The sequence below is a fragment of the Nonomuraea sp. ZG12 genome, assembly GCF_052068115.1.
Classification (GTDB): domain Bacteria; phylum Actinomycetota; class Actinomycetes; order Streptosporangiales; family Streptosporangiaceae; genus Nonomuraea.
In genome coordinates this window covers 259256-277451 of record NZ_JBQHCW010000007.1, presented here as the reverse complement: position 1 = coordinate 277451, position 18196 = coordinate 259256, and the positions used below count along the sequence as shown (strand labels likewise).

The following is an 18196-nucleotide window of genomic DNA, read 5'->3' as shown; positions in this document are numbered from 1 at the left end:
CGGCCGAGTCAGGCGAAGGTGATGACGCGGCGGCCACCGCCGGACCCGCCGCCCATGGCCTCCAGCGCCGCCTGGGCCTGGTCGAGCGTGATCGGCTCGACCTTGGGCAGGATGTGGTGCTGCGCCGAGAAGGCCAGCGTGTCACGCAGGTCGTGCGGCGACCCGGACGGCGAGGCCATGACCCGCAGCCGGTTGAAGACCATCGGCGGGGTGGACAGGGTGAGCGGCGTGTTGTCGTAGCCGCACAGGACGAGGGTGCCGTCCGGCGCGAGCCCGGTGAGGACCGCGGCGGCGGCCTCGGTGGACGGGGCGGAGTTCAGGATGACGTCCGCGCCGCCGTCCCAGGCCTTGAGCGCGGCGGCGGCGTCGGTCTCGGCACTGGCCACGAACAGCTCCGCGCCGAGCTCCTTGGCGCTCGCCTCACCACGGGCCGAGCGGCCGATCACCGCGACCCGGGCGCCCATGGCGACGGCGTACCGGATGGCGAGCGCGCCGACGCCGCCACTGCCGATGACCGCGATCCGGGAGGCCGGGGTGGCGCCCGCCCGGCGCAGGCCGTTGAACGCGGTGAGACCCGCGCACATCAGCGGCGCCGCGGCCACGGGGTCGAGCCCGGCGGGCAGCGGCGTCACGTACCCGCCCTTGAACAGGCCGTACTCGGCGTACCCGCCGTCGGCGACGATGCCGGTGACGCGCTTGGCCGGGCAGAGGATCTCCTCGCCGGACACGCAGTAGTCGCAGTGCCCGCACGAGTCGTACAGGAACTGGGCCCCGACCGCGTCGCCCACGGAGAGGCCGGGCACGCCGCCGCCGAGCGCGGCCACCGTGCCGGTGATCTCATGGCCGGGCACCACGGGGAACCGGGCGAACGGGTAGTGCCCGCGTACCAGGTTGAGGTCCGTGAAGCAGACGCCGCAGGCGGTGATCTTCACCAGGACCTCGCCGGGGCCCGGCTCCGGGATCTCGCGCTCTTCGACGGACAACGGGGCGTCCACCCCGGTGGCAAGTGCCGCACGCATGACGGCCTCCTTCTTGGCAGAACTCGATCGGCGGTGCTCGCCGCACCACCTCCTGCAACGTGCCCCGTCCATGCACCTCCGCACCATGACTACACGCGTAGTATCGGTGCCCGTGAAGCGTTCCGAGGCCGTCGCCGAGGCGGCGATCACCCTGCTGGCCGAGCGGGGCATGCGCGGCCTCACCCACCGGGCCGTCGACGAGGCCGCGGGCCTGCCGCCGGGCTCGACCTCCAACCTGGCGCGCACCCGCGCCGCGCTGCTGGAGCTCACGCTGTCGCGGCTGACGGAGCTGGAGGAGCAGGTGTTCGCCGGGGCGCTGACGGCGCCGGCGCCCGGCGACCTGCCGGAGCTGATGGCCCAGGTGCTGCACGTCCAGCTCCGCGACGCCAGGCGCACCCTGGCCCGCTACGAGCTGGCGCTGGAGGCGACCAGGCGGCCGGAGCTGCGCGCGATCTACGACCAGGCCGGCCGCCGCTTCCGCGACCCCGCCGTCGCCCTGCTCGCCGCCGCCGGCTCGACGGATCCGGTACGGCACGCGCGCCAGGTGGTCGCGTTCGGGGAGGGCATCATGTTCGACGCGATCGCCGGGGCGGGCGCCGAGCCGACGCTGGACGAGCTCCGCGAGGCCGTACGCGAGCTGCTGGCGGGCATGCTGCAAGGGCCGCCGCCGAGCCCGGGGGGAGGCTAACCGATCAGGCGGGCCCGGTGGGCGGGCCACTCCTCGTCGAGGATGCCGAAGTAGACCGTGTCGCGCCAGGTGCCGTCGGGCCTCCTGCGCTGGCGCCGCAGCGTGCCCTCATGTGTGCCGCCGATCCTCTTGATCGCGTTCTGTGAGCGCACGTTAAGAATGTCGGTCTTGAGCTGGACCCTGTTGTAGCCGAGCTTGTCGAAGGCGTGGTCGATCAGCAGCAGCTTGCAGCCGGTGTTGACGGCCGAGCGCCACCAGGCCCTGCCGTACCACGTCCAGCCGATCTCGACGCTCTCCGCGAAGCCCGGCACGTCGATGTAGGTGGTCCAGCCGGCGGCCCGGCCGGTCTCCTTGACGATCACCGCGAGCGGGATGTGCCGGTCGTCCTCCATGAGCTGCCGGGCGATCTTCGCCAGGTCCTCCTCGGTGCGTGGCGTCTCGGCGGGCAGCCAGCGCCAGACCTCCTCGTCGCCGCCCGAAGCGGCGAACAGGCCGGGCAGATGGTCCAGGGTGAGCGGTTCAAGACGGACGATGTCGTTCTCCAGCACCACGGGTGCGGGCAAGATGGCGGTCATGGCGTGACCCTATGGGGAGGTCCGGGGTCGGGATGATGTCCACATGGGCGGTTTTGCGGGGAACCACCTGTCGACATGCATACCGGCCGGTCGGTAGGCTCCCTTCATGGACTTCGCCTTCGACAGTGTCACCGAGGACCTGCGCCAGCGTCTGCTGCTGTTCATGGACGAATGCGTCTACCCGGCCGAGCCCGCCTTCGAGGAGCAGGCCGCCGCCAGCGGCTGGGGCTCTCCGCCGCTGATCGACGACCTGAAGGACGAGGCCAGGCAGCGCGGCCTGTGGAACCTGTTCCTGCCCGGTGACCACGGCGCCGGGCTGACCAACCTGCAGTACGCGCCACTGGCGGAGATCATGGGCCGCAGCCCGCACCTGGCGCCGGTGGCCACCAACTGCGCCGCGCCCGACACCGGCAACATGGAAGTGCTGGCCATGTTCGGCAACGAGTGGCAGCGCAAGGAGTGGCTGCGACCGCTCCTCGACGGCGAGATCCGCTCGGCCTTCGCGATGACCGAGCCCGACGTGGCCTCCTCCGACGCCACCAACATCGCCACCTCGATCACCCGCGACGGCAACGAGTACGTCATCAACGGCCGCAAGTGGTTCATCTCCGGCGCGATGAACCCCAACTGCAAGATCTTCATCGTCATGGGCAAGACGGACCCGGAGGCGCCCAAGCACCGCCAGCAGAGCATGGTGCTGGTGCCCCGCGACACCCCCGGCATGCGGATCGAGCGCGGCATGCACGTCTTCGGCTACACCGACGCCGACCACGGCGGTCACGCCGAGATCGTCTTCGAGGACGTCCGGGTGCCGGCGGACCACCTGATCGGCGAGCAGGGCGGCGGCTTCGCCATCGCCCAGGCCAGGCTCGGGCCCGGCCGCATCCACCACTGCATGCGGCTGATCGGCATGGCCGAGCGCGCGGTCGAGCTGATGTGCCGCAGGGCGCTGGGCCGGACGGCGTTCGGCAAGACCATCGCCCAGCAGGGCGTCGTCCAGGACTGGATCGCCGAGTCCCGCATCCGCATCGAGCAGCTGCGCCTGCTGGTGCTCAAGACCGCCTGGCTGATGGACACCGTCGGCAACCAGGGCGCGCACACCGAGATCCAGGCCATCAAGATCTCCACCCCGATCACCGTCGAGTGGATCCTGGACAAGGCCATCCAGGCGCACGGCGCCGGCGGCGTCTCCCAGGACTTCCCGCTGGCCGGGCTCTGGGCCGGAGCCCGCTCGCTGCGCCTGGCCGACGGCCCCGACGAGGTGCACAAGCGGTCGCTGGCCTACCGCGAGCTCAAGAAGTACATGTGACGACAGGAGCGGGAGTGACAGGAGCTGGAGTGGACGAGACACGGCTCAAAGAACGCATCGCCGCGTTACTGAGCGAGCACGACCCCGCCGGGGACCGGCTGGAGTTCCTGCGTGCCAGGTTCGACGCCGGGCTGGCCTGGGTGTGGTTCCCCGAAGGGCTCGGCGGGCTGGGCCTCGCGCGTGACCTGCAGCAGGTCGTCGAGCACGAGCTCGCGCACACGCCGCAGCTCGACACCGGCGTGCAGGGCATCGGGCTGGGCATGGCCGCGCCCACCATCCTCGCCTTCGGCACGCCGGAGCAGCGGCGGCGCTTCCTCCGGCCGCTGTGGACCGGCGAGGAGATCTGGTGCCAGCTCTTCAGCGAGCCCGGCGCCGGCTCCGACCTCGCCACCCTCGGCACCCGCGCGGTCAGGGACGGCGACGAGTGGATCGTCGACGGCCAGAAGGTGTGGACCTCGGGCGCCCACCACGCCAGGTGGGCCATCCTGGTCACCCGCACCGACCCCGACGTGCCCAAACACCGAGGCATGACGTACTTCGTCTGCGACATGCACGCACCCGGCGTCGACGTGCGCCCGCTGCGGCAGATCACCGGCGAGGCCGAGTTCAACGAGGTCTTCCTCACCGGCGTGCGGCTCGCCGACGACCTGCGCCTCGGCGAGGTGGGCGACGGCTGGCGCGTCGCCCAGACCACACTGATGAACGAGCGCGTCGCGATCGGCGGCGCTCCCGTACGACGCGGCGGCGGCATGCTCGGCCCCGTGCTGTCCACCTGGCGCGAGCGGCCCGAGCTGCGCACGCACGACCTGCACCAGAGGCTGCTGTCGCTCTGGGTGGAGGCGGAGGTGACCCGCCTGTCCGGGGCGCGGCTGCGCGAGCAGCTGGCCGCCGGGCAGCCCGGCCCCGAGGGCTCCGGCATGAAGCTGTCGTTCGCCAAGCTCAACCAGGCGGTGTCCGGCCTGGAGGTCGAGCTCGACCGCGACCTCGGCTACGACGACTGGACCTTCCGCCGCTCGGACACCGTCGACTTCTACGGCCGTGGCGCCGGCTACCGCTACCTGCGCGCCAAGGGCAACTCGATCGAAGGCGGCACCTCGGAGATCCTGCGCAACATCATCTCCGAGCGCGTGCTGGGCCTGCCCTCCGAGCCCCGCATCGACAAGGACGTGCCCTGGAAGGACCTGCCGCGATGACCCTCCTGTACACGGAAGTCGAGGAGGAGCTGCGCGCCGCCGTGCGCGCCCTGCTCGCCGACCGCTGCCCGCCCGCCGCCGTGCTCAAGCGCGCCGAATCGCATCCGTACGACCTGGATGTGTGGAAGACGCTGGCCGGGGAGATCGGGGTGGCCGGGCTGCTCATCCCCGAGGAGCACGGCGGCGCCGGCGCGTCGGCCAGCGAGGTGGCGGTGGTGCTGGAGGAGCTGGGCCGGGGCGTCGCGCCGGTGCCGTTCTTCACCAGCTCGGTGCTCGCCACCCGCGCGCTGATCCAGGCGGGAGCCGGTGAGCTGCTCGAACGACTCGCCGACGGCAGCGCCACGGCCGCGCTCGTGGTCCCGTTCGCCACCTCCCCCCATCGGCCCTTCGGGAGTGGGGCGGTGCGCCTGGCCGACGGCGGGGAGCGGCTGTCCGGCACGGTCGGCGGCGTGGCCGGGGCCGACGTCGCGGACCTGCTGCTCGTGCCGGTCGACGGCGGCCTCTACAGCGTGACGGGGGCCGAGGTGCGGGTCGTGCCGTCGCTCGACCTGACCCGGCCGGTCGCGACCGTCACGCTCGACGGCGCGGCCGCGACCCGGGTCGGCGACGTGGACCTGGCGGAGGTGCTGCTGTTCGGCGCCGGACTGCTGGCCTCGGAGCAGTACGGCGTGGCGCAGTGGTGCCTGGACACGACGCTGGACCATGTGAAGGAGCGTCACCAGTTCGCCCGGCCCGTCGGCTCCTTCCAGGCGATCAAGCACCGGCTGGCCGACCTCTGGCTCGACGTGGTCAGGGCCAAGGCGGCGGCTCGCAACGCCGCCGCCGACGCCTCGGCGGTGTCGTCGGCCGAGTCGACAGCCGGGTCGACAGCAGCGTCGTCGGCTGTGTCGGCGGCTGTGGCCCAGGCGTGGAACGCGGGCGTGGCCGTACGCGTGGCCGAGGAGGCGGTGCAGCTCCACGGCGGGATCGGGATGACCTGGGAGCACCCCCTGCACCTCTATCTCAAGCGAGCCAAGGCGAGCGAGATCGCGCTCGGCACGCCCGGCGACCACCGGGAGGCGCTGGCCTCACTCGTCGACGTGCCCGGCCCCGAGCGAGGCCAGCAGTAGGTCGGCGAACTGCCTGCCCACCTGAGCACCGGTCAGCGGCCCGTCCGTGCGATACCAGGTGCCCAGGTGGTGCACCGAGCCGAAGAAGTAGTCGACGACGAGCCCCGCCTCCACCCGGTCGCTGAAGACGCCCTCGCGCTGGCCCTCCAGCACCAGGTCACGGAAGCGCTCGTGATAGAGGCGGCGCTCGGCGCGCACGCTCTTGCGGGTCTCCGGCGCGAGCAGGTGCATCGACCGGAAGAAGATCGTGGAGTCGTCGAGGTTGGCCGTGGTGGTCTCCACGACGTCGGCCGCCGCCCTGTGCAGCCGCTCGACGACCGTGCCCGTGCCATCGGCGATCTGCGTCAGGCGGTCCATCTGCATGCGCAGCACGCGACCGTAGATCTCGTGCAGCAGGTCATCCTTGGAGTTGAAATAGTGGTACATAGCGCCTTTGGTGACGCCGGCGGCCAGCACGATCTCCTGGACCGAGGTGCCTTCGAAGCCGTGCTCCGCGAACAGCCGGGTGGCTTCGCTCAGCAGCCTCTGACGCACGGATTCTTCCTTCACCATCACGCCCCAAAGCATACCGGCTGGTCGGTTGGTGCCGTGATGCTTCTCTTTGGGGTACCAATTCCGTCACCTTAGGCTCGCCTTGGTTCCAGATGGGGTATCTCTTGACCGGCGAGGGATCTTCGGCGTGGCAGATCCTGGTTGACGACGACTCATTCGGGGAGTTTGCCGTGCCTGGTGGCTCTATCTACGTGCAGCAGGACGAGAAGTTCACAGGCTCGTCACCACAGTGGTGGTACGAGAAGTTCTGGCGCGAGGACGCCCAGAACCGCAGGCGGTCGAGGGCGGTCAAGGCGGCGGTGGGCTTCGTCGCCGGATTCGTGCTCGCGCTCCGGTTCGGGCTGTCCTACGCCGCGCTCTACGGCCTGTTGCTGGCCGGTCTGGTGGCCGCCGTCGACTGGTGGCTCGACTGGCGGGCCTTCCGGGCCACGGCCGTCTGGCGTGGCCGCCGGCGCGGCGAGGCGATCACTGGCAGGCTGCTGCGCCGCTCGCTGGGCAAGCAGGGCTACCAGGTGCTCGACGGCCGCGCCATCAGGGACAAGGCGTCCATCGACCACCTGGTGATCGGTCCCGGCGGGGTCTGGGTCGTCGACAACGAGTCCTGGAGCCCCGACACCGAGATCGCCACCTACGGCGGGCGGCTGTTCTTCGGCGAGAAGTACGGCACCAAGGTCGCCAAGCCACTGGTCGAGGCCGCCGAGGCCTTCGCCGAGCTGCTGACCCGGGAGACCGGGGTCCCGGTCACCATCACCCCGCTGCTGGCCGTGCACTGCGGCATGCTGCCGCGCGGCGGCTCGCTCACCGTGGAGGGCATCACGCTGCTCAAGCCACGGCTGGTGGCCCGGCAGATCAAGCGGACGGCGACCCCCCGGCTCGACGACGCCCAGATCGAGCTCCTGGCCCGCACCGCCGCCCGGGAGCTGCAGCGCGTCTAGACGCGTTCAGGCGCGTTCACGCAGCGTTCATACAGGTTTATACGATGCTCTCGATGAACGCGGTGAGCTGGACGACGTTGCGGCACTCGTACATGGGGACGACCGTGCCGTAGTCCGTGGCGATCGAGTCGCCCGTGTCCCATTGCGCCCTGGGCTCGGGGTTGAGCCAGTAGGCGTGGCGGGCGCGGCCGGCCAGTGACCGCAGCACGTCCAGGGCGGGTGGCTGATAGTTGGAGCGGGCGTCGCCGAGGATCAGCAGCGAGGTCTTCGGGCCGATCGCGTCGCCGTAGCGCTCGGCGAAACCCTCCAGCGAGTGCCCGTAGTTCGTCCGGCCGAACCGGACCATGTCGGCCTCGTTCGCCAGCCGGGTCATGGCGTCCACCACGTCGGCGCCGGGGACGAAGAAACGGGTGATCTCGTCCACCCGGTCCACGAAGCCGAACGCGCGCACCTTGGTGAACTGCTCCCTGAGCGCGTAGGTGAGCAGGAGCGTGAAATGGGCGAACGACGAGACGGAGTCGCTGGTGTCGCAGAGGATCACCAGCTCCGGCTTGTGCGGCCGGGGCGGTTTGAAGTGCGTCGTCAGCGGGACGCCGCCGCTCTGCAGCGAGGCCCGCACGGTCCTGCGGAAGTCCAGCCGGCCCCGCCTGCCGCGCCGGTGCTTGATGGTCAGGCGCGCGGCCAGCCGCCGGGCCAGCGGGTGCACCTCCCGGCGCAGCCTGGCCAGGTCGGCCTTGGTGACGCGCAGGAAGTCGAGCTGCTCCAGCGGGGGACGCACGGCCGAGCGGGCGATGCGCTCGATGCCGGAGTCCTCGGCGATGCGCCGGCGCACGTCGGTGGCCACGGCCTCCTCCAGGCGCGCGGTGTTGGCGGTGACCCGTTGGCGGGCCGTCTTCTCCGCCAGCCCGCCGCGCTCCTGACCGGCCAGGACCTCCCGCAGGATGCCGGCCATGAGCGTCTCGGGCGACAGGACGCGCAGCACGCTGTAGGAGAACCAGTTCTGCCGTCCTGGGCCGGCCTCCTGGCGGCCGAAGCGCTCGACCATGGCACGGGCGAACTCGCGCATCTCGGCGTCGGTGCCGCCGGTCAGCAGCCGGGCCAGATAGGCGCGCAGTTCCGGCACGGGCGCGTGCGCCAGATCGGGCCTGTCCTCGGTCTCGCCGCCGGGACGGATCGCGTACAGGCCGCTGGTGGAGGCCGGGAACCACAGGTCGAACAGCACGTCGAAGCCGGGCCGGAACGACGGCCTCTTGACCAGCGTCGCCGCGTAGGCGGCGCGCAGCGACTCCCGCTCGGTCAGGTCGATCACCCGCAGCGCCCGCGCAGCGTCGAGCCCTTCGGCCAGCGACACGGGCAGCCCGGCCGTACGCAGCGCATGCACGAAGCCGACATGTCTGTCTACGAGCGACATATCCCCTCCTCGGGCGTCATGCGGTGGGAAGCCCGAGCTCCTTGACCGCCCGGCTCTGGTCGGAGTTGTGCTTGAGCACCACGCCCAGCGTCTGCGCCACCGTCGCCTCGTCCAGCTCCTCCCGGCCCAACGCCAGCAGCGTGTTCGCCCAGTCGACGGTCTCGGCCACCGACGGCGCCTTCTTCAGCTCCAGCGCCCGCAGCGTCGCCACGGTCCTGGCGAGCTGCTCGGCGAGGTCGGCGCGGATCGTCGGCACCTGGCTGAGCACGATGTCCCGCTCGCGCTCCGGCGTCGGATACGCGATGTGCAGGTAGAGACAGCGCCGCTTGAGCGCCTCGGACAGCTCGCGGGTGGCGTTCGAGGTCAGCACGACGTACGGCTTGCGTACGGCCACGATGGTGCCCAGCTCCGGAATTGTCACCTGAAAGTCGGACAGCAGCTCCAGCAGCAGCCCTTCGACCTCGACGTCCGCCTTGTCCGTCTCGTCGATGAGCAGCACGGTCGGCGTCCCCGCCCTGATGGCCTTGAGCAGCGGCCGCTCCAGCAGGAACTCCTCGCTGAAGATGTCGTCGTCGGCGCTGGTGGCCTGGATGCGCAGGAGCTGCTTCTTGTAGTTCCACTCGTACAGCGCGCGGGCCTCGTCGAGCCCTTCGTAACACTGCAGCCTGATCAGCTGGGACCCGGTCGCCTGCGCGACGGCCTTGGCCAGCTGGGTCTTGCCCACCCCCGCCGGTCCTTCGACCAGTAGCGGCTTGCCGAGCGCGGCGGCCAGGAACACCGAAGTGGAGATGGCGTCGTCGGAGAGATAGTCCACGGCGGTGAGCCGCTCGGTCACGTCGGCGGGGGAGTCGAACATCAATGCTCCTGTCTGCTGGCCGAACTTTATTCTAGCGGAGGGGGTGTGACTCGCGCCGATTCGACCAAGATGCTCAGTGCCGGTATATTCCTTCCTGCACGGCGCGCCGTTAGCTCAGTTGGTTAGAGCAGCTGACTCTTAATCAGCGGGTCCGGGGTTCGAGTCCCTGACGGCGCACCTTTCATCAGGCCGCCACTCTGCGAAAACACGCAGGGTGGCGGCCTTTTTGAATGTTGTTCTAGACGTTGCGGACACATACAGATCTTGTACATCGGGCCCGTCTGGCACGTCTAGGGCGCCACGGGTCCGGGCAGCTCGTGCAGGTGGCTGCCGATCCAGCGGATGGTGGCCGGCGACGGACGCCGCGGTGGTGCGGGGACGAAGTTGGCCGCGTCGTCGATGCTGCCGGTGCCGTCGTAGGTGGCCACCAGCGGATGGGGGAAGACCGGTCGCGACCGGGAGACCGCGCCCTGCGCGTCCCTGCCCACGGCGATGACGCGGGTGGGCGCCGTGTCCCGTTCGACCCATGTGACAAGCTCACGAAGCGGGTCGAATTCGGTCAGCCGGTAGCCGGAGCCGCAGTGCGACATCGTGGGCACCATGAAGAGCCGCGCCCACCGCTGAGTTTCGCGCAGGCCGCCGTTGCGTTCGGACAGCCGCTGGTAGTAGTCCACCGTCGCGGTCGCCGGCAGCAGGGGGTCTGCCCAGCCGTGCCACAGGATGAGCTTGCCTCCGGCACGGCGGAACGCGCGGAGATCGAGGCTCATCGCGTTGCCCTTGACGCCTTCGGCGGTCAGCCGGTGGAACCCGGCCGCGGTGAAGGAGGCTTCGGCCAGGGACGAGTGCGGTGTGCCGATCGGGAACCCCGCGTACTTCAGGTAGTTGTCCCCGAGCCACGCCGCGAACGAGCGGTTGCCCAGGTAGGAGGCAGGCGTGATCATTCCCTCCCAGCCGAGTTCGGAGCCGCGGGTCTGCCAGCCGGGGTACAGCCGGCGCCCGTCGGGGTCCACCGGTCCGGCGTACAGCGCGCGGACGACGGCCACCTGGCGCGGGGTGAGGCAGTCCGCCTGATCGGTGCCGGCCGGGCACTGTGCCGTCACCGGGTCGAACCGGCAGGCGCGCGGATCGTCGATCTGCCCGTCGGCCAGCCCGTCGAGCCGATCGCAGGCCGCCACCACGGCCCCGTGCAAGGCGGGCAGTTTGGCGTCGGTGAGGATCGGTTCGCCGTCGGCGGCGGTGTTCGTCCGGGCCAGCCAGGGCGCGTAGACGCCGAACAACGGGCCCATGGCATGGGCCGGCGCGCCGGCGATGACACCGTCGAAGTCGCGCGGATAGCGCTGGGCCAGCAGCAGCCCTTCTCGCCCGCCGTTGGAGCAACTGCTGAAGTAGGACCTCTTCGGCGGCGCCCCGTAGAACTCGGCGATGATGCGCTTGGCCGCCACCGACAGCACATGCGGCGCGCGATAGAAGTAGTCGTTCCGGGCCGTCTGATCGTCCGCCGCCCAGCGTTCGTCCGGCCCTTCCGACACATGACCGTCGTCGGTGGCGCCGACGGCGACGTCCCCGCCGAGATCGCCCCCGCAGTCGGGAAACGGCAGCTCCGGGATCCGCCCGCAGAACGCGCCGCAGCCGTACTGCAGGTAGCGGCCCGTGAAGGTGTCGAGAGGCAGCCTGAGCCGGAAGGTCACCGCGGGTTCGATGCGGCCCTGCACGTCGCAGTAGGCCGGCTCGCTCTGGTCGTTCACCTTGGCGCTCGTGACGTGGGTCGTCGCGCCCGGCAGGTCGAAACGCTGCTCCAGTTCGCCGCACTGACGTACCGGCTCGATCACCGGATCGGGCGCGGAGGCGGCGACGGCAGGGATGGGTGTGCCCGATACCGCGATGAGCAAGGCCGTGGTGGTTGCTGCCAGGAATCTGGGTAAGGCGTGCGGATTCATGATGGCGCCTCCATGTCCAGGGACAGGTAAGGGGTGCTTGTTCGGGTGCGGGGCCGATCGTTCAGCTCTGGGGCGGGGCCGGGGCATAATCGGCCAGGCCGCGTTCCAGGAGGGCGCAGGCCCGCGTGCAGAGGGTCCGGATGTCGGTGCCGAGCCGGGCGGTCCGGTCCTCGGCGATGCGGCGGCGCGCGTGGTCGATCAGGGTGCGGTGCACTCCCATCAGCGCGTTCGCCGCCACCTGAGGGCCGGGATCGTCTTCCGTCGCCCCGGTCTCCGCCGCCAGGAGCCGCGCCAGGGAGTCGGTGTGCTGTTTGATCGCCTGCTGCTCGCGCGCCTGCAGCGCAGCGCTGCCGGCGATCAGGCGGCCGACCGTCCGTGCCGACTCCAGAGCGGCCTCGTCGCCGGCTTCCACCTGGTCGAGCATGCTGTTGGCGTTGAGCAGGAAGCGTCGGAAGGCCACGAGCACAGGCTCTCCGGGGGGCCGCCTGCCGATCGCTTCGACCAACCGTGTGCCGAAGGCGTCGAACGGCGCGTAGAACAGATCCTCCTTGGTCGGGAAATAGTTGAAGACGGTCGCCTTGGCGACCCGTGCCTCACGGGCGACCTCGGCGACGGTGACGCCGTCGAATCCCTGCTCGGCGAACAGGCGCCACGCCGTGTCGGCGATGAGCTGCCTGGTCTGCTCCTTCTTCATCTCGCGCAGTGACATCCTGCCTCCCGGACTTAGACTAAGACAATATTTAGTCCAAGTCTATCTTTAGACTTGGACCAGTTATATCCGGGCGTCCGTCCGGGACCGATATCGCCGTTGCGACTGTGGAGCAGGCCGCTGTCCCTGAGTAGCGTCGGTGTCGTGAAGGACACTGAACTCGTCGGAGTGCAGAAGACCCTCAGCCCCGTCCTCAGGGCCAAAGCACTGGACAACCGGCTGCCGGACCCGATCCTCGGCGACGAGTACGCCGAGCGGGTGATGCGCCGCCTCGACCCCGGCTACGACAAGCGCAGATTCGGCACCAGCCAGATGGGCCTCGTCGCCGTGGCGCGCGCCAAGGCCCACGACGACTGGGCCCGAAGCTTCCTCGCCGATCGTCCTGACGCGGTGGTGTTGCACCTGGGCTGCGGCCTCGACGCCCGGGTGTACCGGATCGACCCGCCCGCCACCGTCGACTGGTACGACCTGGACTACCCGTCCGTCATCGAACTGCGGCGACGATTCCTGCCGCCGCGCGAGCACTACACCCTGATCGACTCCAGCGTCACCGACCTGACCTGGTTGGAACGTGTCCCGCGCGGCCGGCCGATGCTGATGATCGCCGAGGGGCTGGTGCCCTACCTGACCGAGACCGCCGTCCGGCAACTGCTGACCAGCGTCGTCGACGCCTTCCCCACCGGCCGCATACAGTTCGACACGGTGGCGGTCTGGGCGTGGCGCACCTCGAAATGGGATCCCACGCTGCGCCGATATGGCACCCAGTTCCGCTGCGGCTTCGACGACCCGGCCGCGCTGGCCGAGTGGCACCCGCGGCTCGAATACATCGACGAGGCGCCGATGAACGACTCACCGGTGCTGATGGCCAAGGCACCCACGAACGTACGCCGCAGGTACCGCCTCATGAACCTGCTGCCGGGCATGAAACGGTCCACCCGCATCGTGCGGTTCGGGTTCTAACCCGCCGACGCGCGCAAGGCGTTGGCCGGGGAGTGGCGGGGATCGTCAGGTTCGTGTCCTTGCCGCCGGGGCGGCGCCGGCTTGACGATGAACGGGTGCACGTCGTCTTCGTCATCTATCCCGGCTTCCAGATTCTCGACCTGACCGGCCCGCATGAGGTGTTCCAGCAGGCCGGGCCGTACCGCATGGAGATCGTGGCCGCGCGGAGCGGACCGGTGCGTAGCGGGGGTGGGGTGGTGGTCGAGCCGACCGCGACGGTCGGGGAGTACGGCGGGCCGATCGACACGCTGGTCGTCGTCGGGGGGCGGGGGAAGATCGAGGCGTGCGAGGACGCGGCCCTGGTCGGGTGGATTCGGCAGGCGGCGGGGCGGGCGCGGCGGGTGGCGTCGGTCTGTACGGGGGCGTTCCTGCTGGCGGCGGCCGGGCTGCTGGACGGGCGGCGGGCGGCGACCCACTGGTCGGGGTGTGAGCTGCTGGCCGAGCTGTATCCGGCCGTCATCGTGGACCCCGATCCGCTCTTCGTGCAGGACGGGAACGTGTGGACCTCGGCGGGGGTGACCGCCGGGATGGATCTGGCGCTCGCGCTGGTCGAGGAGGACCTGGACGCGGAGACGGCGCGGCGGATCGCCCGCATGCTGGTGATGTTCGTGCAGCGGCCCGGCGGGCAGGCCCAGTTCTCCGCGCAGCTGGCCGTGCAGCGGCCGGTGCGGGAGGCGCTGCGCGACCTGCCGGCCTGGATCGCGGCCCATCCCGATGCGGACCTGACCGTTCCGGCGCTCGCCCGGCGGGCCGGCATGAGCGAGCGCAACTTCACCCGCGTCTTCGCCGCCGAGACCGGCCGCACGCCCGGCGCGTACGTGGAGGCGGCCCGGCTGGAGGCGGCCCGCCGCCTGCTGGAGACCACCGGCACCACCCTCGACTCGATCGCCCGCACCTGCGTGTTCGGCACGGTCGAGACCCTGCACCGCACCTTCAGACGAACCCTCGACGTCACACCGGGCCAGTACCGCCGTCACTTCCAAGCTGTGAGGAGTCACTGATGCGCATCGGGATCATGCTGTTCGACGACGTGGAGGAGCTGGACGCCGTCGGCCCGTGGGAGGTGCTGGCCTCCTGGGCCAAGTCGCACCCCGCCGAGGCCGAGGTCGTCGCGTTCGCCCGCGAGGCCGGGCCGATCCGGGCGGCCAAGGGCCTGCGCCTGCTCGCCGAGCACGGCCTGTCCGACGTCGGCCCGCTGGACGTGCTGCTGCACCCCGGCGGGTTCGGCACCAGGTCGCTGCTGGACGACGACGCCCACCTGGCCTGGATCCGCGAGCAGCGCGCGAGCGTCTCGCTGATGACCAGCGTGTGCACGGGCTCACTGGTGTACGCCGCGGCGGGGCTGCTGGCCGGCCGCCCGGCCACCACCCACTGGGGCTCCCTGGACCTGCTCGGGAAGCTCGACCCGAGCATCAAGGTCCGGCCCGACGACCGGTACGTCGACGACGGCGACATCATCACCTCGGCGGGCGTGTCGGCGGGCATCGACATGGCACTCCACCTGGTGAGCCGCCTGGCCGGGGTGGACCGGGCACGCGAGGTGCGGCGGTACATCCAGTACGATCCCCAGCCGCCGATCTGAGGTCAGGAAGCGGCGGTGAACCCGTGGGGTTCGAGGTAGCCGCCGGCCGGGAGGTTGAAGTGGGCCGGGACCACGCGGACGCCGGTGCCGGTGTAGCGGTCCACGAAGGCCCTGCGGGTGGCCACGCCCTGCTGGACGTCGTGCTCGACCACGATGTGCCAGTCGGGGCGGGCGAACTGGTGGACGATGTGGAACAGGTCGCCGGTGAAGACCGCCTCCTGCGTGCCCGAGGTCACGTGCAGGCCGCTGTGTCCCGGGGTGTGGCCGGGCAGGAGCTCGACGTGCACGGTGTCGTCGATGGCGTGGCCCGGTTCGACCAGGCGGTGCAGGCCGGCCTCGACGACCGGCAGGACGCTGTCGATGAAGGAGTCGTGGCCGTAGGAGCCGGGGGTCGCCGACGTGGTCCAGTGCTCGTACTCCTGCCGGACGAACAGGTAGGTCGCGTTCGGGAAGGTGGGCACCCAGGCGCCGTCCACCAGGCGGGTGTTCCAGCCGACGTGGTCCTGGTGCAGATGGGTGCAGAAGACGTAGTCCACGTCCGTGGGGTCGACGCCGGCCGCCGTCATGGTGTCCAGGTAGCCGGTGTCGAGGAGGTGGCCGTACGGGTCGAGGCGGCGTTCCTTGTGGTTGCCCCAGCCGGTGTCCAGGACGATCACGCTCTGCGGGGTGCGCAGGACGTGGCTCCGGAAGACCAGCACCGGGTCTCCGGCCTGGTCGAAGAGGGCCGCCGGGAAGCGGGGGCGCAGGTCGGCGGGGTTCTCGCCGTTCAGCCCCCGGAACGCCAGGGTGACGGGGACGGACATCCGGGTCTCGACGATCTCGGTGACGGTGACCGCCCCCACCTGGAACATGCGCTCTCTCCTCGCCATGCGGGTGAACAGCTACGCGACGCGGGCGACCCCGGCCAGCACGCCGCCGCGGGCCAGGCCGGGCCAGCCGTACGGGTCCTCGTCGGGGTTGCGCCACCGCTGGGCCGGGACGACGCCCGGATCCAGCAGTTCGAGGCCCTCGAACCAGCCCAGCAGGCTCTCGCGGTCACGCCAGGCGATCGCGCCGGACGTGCTGCGCCGGTAGACGCCGCGCACCACGTCCACTGCCTCCTTGTCGGCCTGGCCGGTCTCGATGTAACCGTGGGAGACCATCAGGTGGCTGCCCGGGACCAGCGGCCGGCGCAGGGTCTCGATGATCCGCGCCACCTCCGCGTCGTCGTGCAGGAAGTGCAGCACCGCCGCGATGACGACCGCCACGGGCCGGGTGAAGTCGAGGTGGCCGGCGGCGGCGGCCAGGAGGGCCTCCGGGTCGCGTACGTCCGCCTCCACGATGACCGTGCCGGGATTGTCGGCGAGCAGGGCCCGCGCGTGGGCCAGCACGATGGGATCGTTGTCGGAGTAGACGACCCTGGCGTCGGGCGTGACGCGCTGGACGACCTGGTGGATGTTGTCCTGGGTGGGCAGGCCGGTGCCCAGGTCGAGAAACTGCCGCACCCCGGACTCGGCGAGATGCCGTACGCCGCGGATCAGGAACCCGCGGTTGGCCAGGGCGACCTCCCTGATGTCCGAGCCCATCCGGCGGCCCAGCTGGATGATCTGCTCGGCGGCTTCCCGGTCGGCCGGGAAGTTGTCCTTCCCGCCGAGGTAGTAGTCGTACATTCTGGCGACACTGGGCACGGTCGGATCGATGTGTGCCGGAAGCTGCTCGTCCCCTGTCATGCCCTCGCCTCGTTTCCGGTGCTTTGCCAGAAATAGTACGAGTTTTCCGGACTGTGTGGATCTTTGCCGAAAGAAAAATGATCGGCACTTTCTTGGGCGGCAATAAGAAACGTTCGATGGTCGGCTGTGGGCATACTTTGGTCGCCTGTGCCGCCGACGTCGCCATGGCAAGGTGTAGCCCATGGGGATTCTCGGTTTCTTTCTCATGCTTCAGGGGTTCGGCGGCTTGGTGGCCACCTCCTTCGACCGGCACTTCGGTCTGCTGCATCTCTGGCTCGACGGCAGCGCGCACACCGCCCTGAGTCTCGTTCTCGGCCTGCTCGGGCTGGTGCTCCTGGGCGATGCCGTACGGCGCGGCGCGAAGAAGTCATGACCGCTGTCGCCGTCCCGGAAGAGCTGACCGGCTGGCTGGCGGGGCGGGCCATCCGGCTGGCCGCGCTGGAGCCGGGCGCGCCCGTCGCCGACCTGGAGCCGCTGCGGCCCGCTCTGGACGGCGTGCGCGTGGTGGGGCTCGGCGAGGCCACCCACGGCACCCGGGAGTTCTTCCTGCTCAAGCACCGGCTGCTGCGCTTCCTGGTGGAGGAGCTGGGCTTCACCGTGCTGGCGATGGAGGCCAGCGTCTCCGCCGCCGAGGCGGTCAACGACTACGTGCTGCACGGCACCGGCGACGCGGCCGAGGCGCTGGGCGGGATGGTCTTCTGGACCTGGCACACGCGCGAGATGCTCGGGGTGGTGGAGTGGATGCGCGAGTACAACCGCGCCGCGCCCCCGGAGCGTAAGGTGCGTTTCGCCGGGATCGACCCGCAGTATCCGGCGGCCTCGATCGAGTGGCTGGCCCGATACCTGGGGGAGGTCGCCCCGGCGTTCCTGGAGCCGCTGGCCGCGCTCGGGCAGACCCGGCTGGGGGTGGACGGCCCCCTGGACCCGGCCGTCGAGACAGCCGCCCGCCGCCTGGAGGACTTCCTCGCCACCGGGCCCGGATCGGCGGGTGAGGCGATCGCGCATGCCAGGACGCTGCGGCAGAGCGCCGTCCTGGCGTCCCGGCCGATGCGGCACGCCGACCCGCAGCAGACCGTCGGCGCCGTCCGTGACCTGTTCCTCGCCGACAACGTGGACCGGCTGCTGGGCGACCCCGCCGTGAAGGTCGCGGTGTGGGCGCACAACGGCCATGTGATGTCCGGCAACCACGGCGGCGGCCCCGTCCCGGCCATGGGCCGGCACTTGCGGCAGCGGCACGGCGCCGCCTACTACGCCCTGGGGCTGCTCATGGGGGAGGGGGAGTTCAGGGCCAGGCGGATGCGCTTCGGCAGGCCCGACACGCGCAAGCCGCCCGTGCGGAACCGGGTGCCGAGCGTCGACAACGCCACGATGGTGGAGGCCAGGCTGGCCGCCGCCTGCCCGGACGACCACCTGCTGGACCTGCGCACCGGCGAGCGGTCGGAGGGCGTGGCGCGCTGGCTCGGCAGCCGTCTGCACGTGCGCGCCTACGGAGCCGTGGTCAGCCGCCTCACCTACAAGTTCCGCTTCGCCCCGACCGTGCTCGCGGACGACTACGACGGCCTCGCCTTCATCCGCTCGGGCACCTGCTCCACGCCGCTGTGACCCGGAATCGC

Annotated in this window: 19 protein-coding genes and 1 tRNA gene; 11 read left to right on the top strand and 9 right to left on the bottom strand. The window is 70.8% G+C overall.

Annotated features, from left to right (window positions below; genetic code table 11):
- Window positions 1–8: 8 nt before the first annotated feature.
- Entirely contained in the window at window positions 9–1019 is a 1011-nt protein-coding gene (locus ACTMTF_RS22000) for an alcohol dehydrogenase catalytic domain-containing protein (protein WP_441112379.1), read from the bottom strand.
- A 112-nt stretch (window positions 1020–1131) separates the two neighbouring features.
- Between ACTMTF_RS22000 and ACTMTF_RS21995 the strand changes: the two genes are divergently transcribed.
- Complete coding sequence (locus ACTMTF_RS21995) at window positions 1132–1707, top strand: TetR/AcrR family transcriptional regulator (protein WP_441112378.1); 576 nt, start codon at window positions 1132–1134, stop codon at window positions 1705–1707.
- Here the strand turns inward: ACTMTF_RS21995 and ACTMTF_RS21990 are convergent.
- Complete coding sequence (locus ACTMTF_RS21990) at window positions 1704–2282, bottom strand: GNAT family N-acetyltransferase (RefSeq protein ID WP_441112377.1); 579 nt, start codon at window positions 2280–2282, stop codon at window positions 1704–1706. The two genes, ACTMTF_RS21995 and ACTMTF_RS21990, sit on opposite strands and share 4 nt — an antisense overlap.
- A gap of 106 nt (window positions 2283–2388) precedes the next feature.
- Here ACTMTF_RS21990 and ACTMTF_RS21985 point away from each other — a divergent pair, with 106 nt between their 5' ends.
- Genes ACTMTF_RS21985 through ACTMTF_RS21975 form a run of 3 tightly spaced genes read left to right on the top strand, consistent with a single transcriptional unit; the run spans window position 2389 to window position 5893 of the window.
- The gene (locus tag ACTMTF_RS21985; protein WP_441112376.1) at window positions 2389–3591 is read left to right on the top strand and encodes an acyl-CoA dehydrogenase family protein; all 1203 of its coding nucleotides are present in this window, start codon (window positions 2389–2391) and stop codon (window positions 3589–3591) included.
- Window positions 3592–3620: 29 nt separating this feature from the next.
- Complete coding sequence (locus ACTMTF_RS21980) at window positions 3621–4784, top strand: acyl-CoA dehydrogenase family protein (RefSeq protein WP_441112375.1); 1164 nt, start codon at window positions 3621–3623, stop codon at window positions 4782–4784.
- Window positions 4781–5893 (top strand): acyl-CoA dehydrogenase family protein, encoded by a 1113-nt coding sequence (locus ACTMTF_RS21975; RefSeq protein ID WP_441112374.1) that lies wholly within the window; start codon window positions 4781–4783, stop codon window positions 5891–5893. Before ACTMTF_RS21980 ends, ACTMTF_RS21975 begins: the two co-directional genes overlap by 4 nt.
- On the opposite strand, the gene ACTMTF_RS21970 is transcribed toward ACTMTF_RS21975, so the two are convergent.
- Window positions 5852–6460, bottom strand: coding sequence for a TetR/AcrR family transcriptional regulator (locus tag ACTMTF_RS21970; RefSeq protein WP_397004717.1), 609 nt, complete (start codon window positions 6458–6460; stop codon window positions 5852–5854). The genes ACTMTF_RS21975 and ACTMTF_RS21970 overlap by 42 nt on opposite strands.
- Window positions 6461–6615: 155 nt before the next feature.
- On the opposite strand from ACTMTF_RS21970, the gene ACTMTF_RS21965 reads away from it, so the two are divergent.
- Window positions 6616–7380 (top strand): nuclease-related domain-containing protein, encoded by a 765-nt coding sequence (locus tag ACTMTF_RS21965; RefSeq protein WP_397004715.1) that lies wholly within the window; start codon window positions 6616–6618, stop codon window positions 7378–7380.
- Between the two features lie 37 nt (window positions 7381–7417).
- Here ACTMTF_RS21965 and ACTMTF_RS21960 read toward each other — a convergent pair whose 3' ends face one another.
- The gene (locus ACTMTF_RS21960; protein WP_441112373.1) at window positions 7418–8791 is read right to left on the bottom strand and encodes a vWA domain-containing protein; all 1374 of its coding nucleotides are present in this window, start codon (window positions 8789–8791) and stop codon (window positions 7418–7420) included.
- A gap of 16 nt (window positions 8792–8807) precedes the next feature.
- A complete protein-coding gene (locus ACTMTF_RS21955; RefSeq protein ID WP_397004711.1) occupies window positions 8808–9647 on the bottom strand; it encodes an AAA family ATPase in 840 nt (279 codons plus the stop codon).
- Window positions 9648–9750: 103 nt separating this feature from the next.
- Between ACTMTF_RS21955 and ACTMTF_RS21950 the strand changes: the two genes are divergently transcribed.
- Window positions 9751–9824, top strand: a tRNA-Lys gene (locus tag ACTMTF_RS21950).
- A 113-nt stretch (window positions 9825–9937) separates the two neighbouring features.
- On the opposite strand, the gene ACTMTF_RS21945 is transcribed toward ACTMTF_RS21950, so the two are convergent.
- Together ACTMTF_RS21945 and ACTMTF_RS21940 are read right to left on the bottom strand one after the other, a co-directional pair.
- A complete protein-coding gene (locus ACTMTF_RS21945) occupies window positions 9938–11584 on the bottom strand; it encodes a tannase/feruloyl esterase family alpha/beta hydrolase (RefSeq protein WP_441112372.1) in 1647 nt (548 codons plus the stop codon).
- Between the two features lie 61 nt (window positions 11585–11645).
- Window positions 11646–12293, bottom strand: a complete 648-nt coding sequence (locus ACTMTF_RS21940; RefSeq protein WP_441112371.1) for a TetR family transcriptional regulator — start codon at window positions 12291–12293, stop codon at window positions 11646–11648.
- A 144-nt stretch (window positions 12294–12437) separates the two neighbouring features.
- Between ACTMTF_RS21940 and ACTMTF_RS21935 the strand changes: the two genes are divergently transcribed.
- The 3 genes from ACTMTF_RS21935 (at window position 12438) to ACTMTF_RS21925 (ending at window position 14874) form a co-directional block, all read left to right on the top strand.
- The gene (locus ACTMTF_RS21935; protein WP_441112370.1) at window positions 12438–13253 is read left to right on the top strand and encodes a class I SAM-dependent methyltransferase; all 816 of its coding nucleotides are present in this window, start codon (window positions 12438–12440) and stop codon (window positions 13251–13253) included.
- A 95-nt stretch (window positions 13254–13348) separates the two neighbouring features.
- Complete coding sequence (locus tag ACTMTF_RS21930; protein WP_441112369.1) at window positions 13349–14293, top strand: GlxA family transcriptional regulator; 945 nt, start codon at window positions 13349–13351, stop codon at window positions 14291–14293.
- On the top strand, window positions 14293–14874 hold the full coding sequence (locus tag ACTMTF_RS21925) for a DJ-1/PfpI family protein (RefSeq protein ID WP_441112368.1): 582 nt from the start codon (window positions 14293–14295) through the stop codon (window positions 14872–14874). Before ACTMTF_RS21930 ends, ACTMTF_RS21925 begins: the two co-directional genes overlap by 1 nt.
- 2 nt (window positions 14875–14876) lie before the next feature.
- Here ACTMTF_RS21925 and ACTMTF_RS21920 read toward each other — a convergent pair whose 3' ends face one another.
- Both ACTMTF_RS21920 and ACTMTF_RS21915 read right to left on the bottom strand, forming a co-directional pair.
- Complete coding sequence (locus ACTMTF_RS21920; protein WP_441112367.1) at window positions 14877–15725, bottom strand: MBL fold metallo-hydrolase; 849 nt, start codon at window positions 15723–15725, stop codon at window positions 14877–14879.
- Between the two features lie 30 nt (window positions 15726–15755).
- Window positions 15756–16583: an SAM-dependent methyltransferase gene (locus ACTMTF_RS21915; protein WP_441112366.1), complete on the bottom strand. Its 828-nt coding sequence runs from the start codon at window positions 16581–16583 to the stop codon at window positions 15756–15758.
- 181 nt (window positions 16584–16764) lie between these two features.
- Between ACTMTF_RS21915 and ACTMTF_RS21910 the strand changes: the two genes are divergently transcribed.
- The gene (locus ACTMTF_RS21910) at window positions 16765–16956 is read left to right on the top strand and encodes a hypothetical protein (protein WP_397004695.1); all 192 of its coding nucleotides are present in this window, start codon (window positions 16765–16767) and stop codon (window positions 16954–16956) included.
- Window positions 16953–18185, top strand: coding sequence for an erythromycin esterase family protein (locus tag ACTMTF_RS21905; protein ID WP_441112365.1), 1233 nt, complete (start codon window positions 16953–16955; stop codon window positions 18183–18185). The genes ACTMTF_RS21910 and ACTMTF_RS21905 overlap by 4 nt, the downstream gene beginning before the upstream one ends.
- Window positions 18186–18196: the final 11 nt, after the last annotated feature.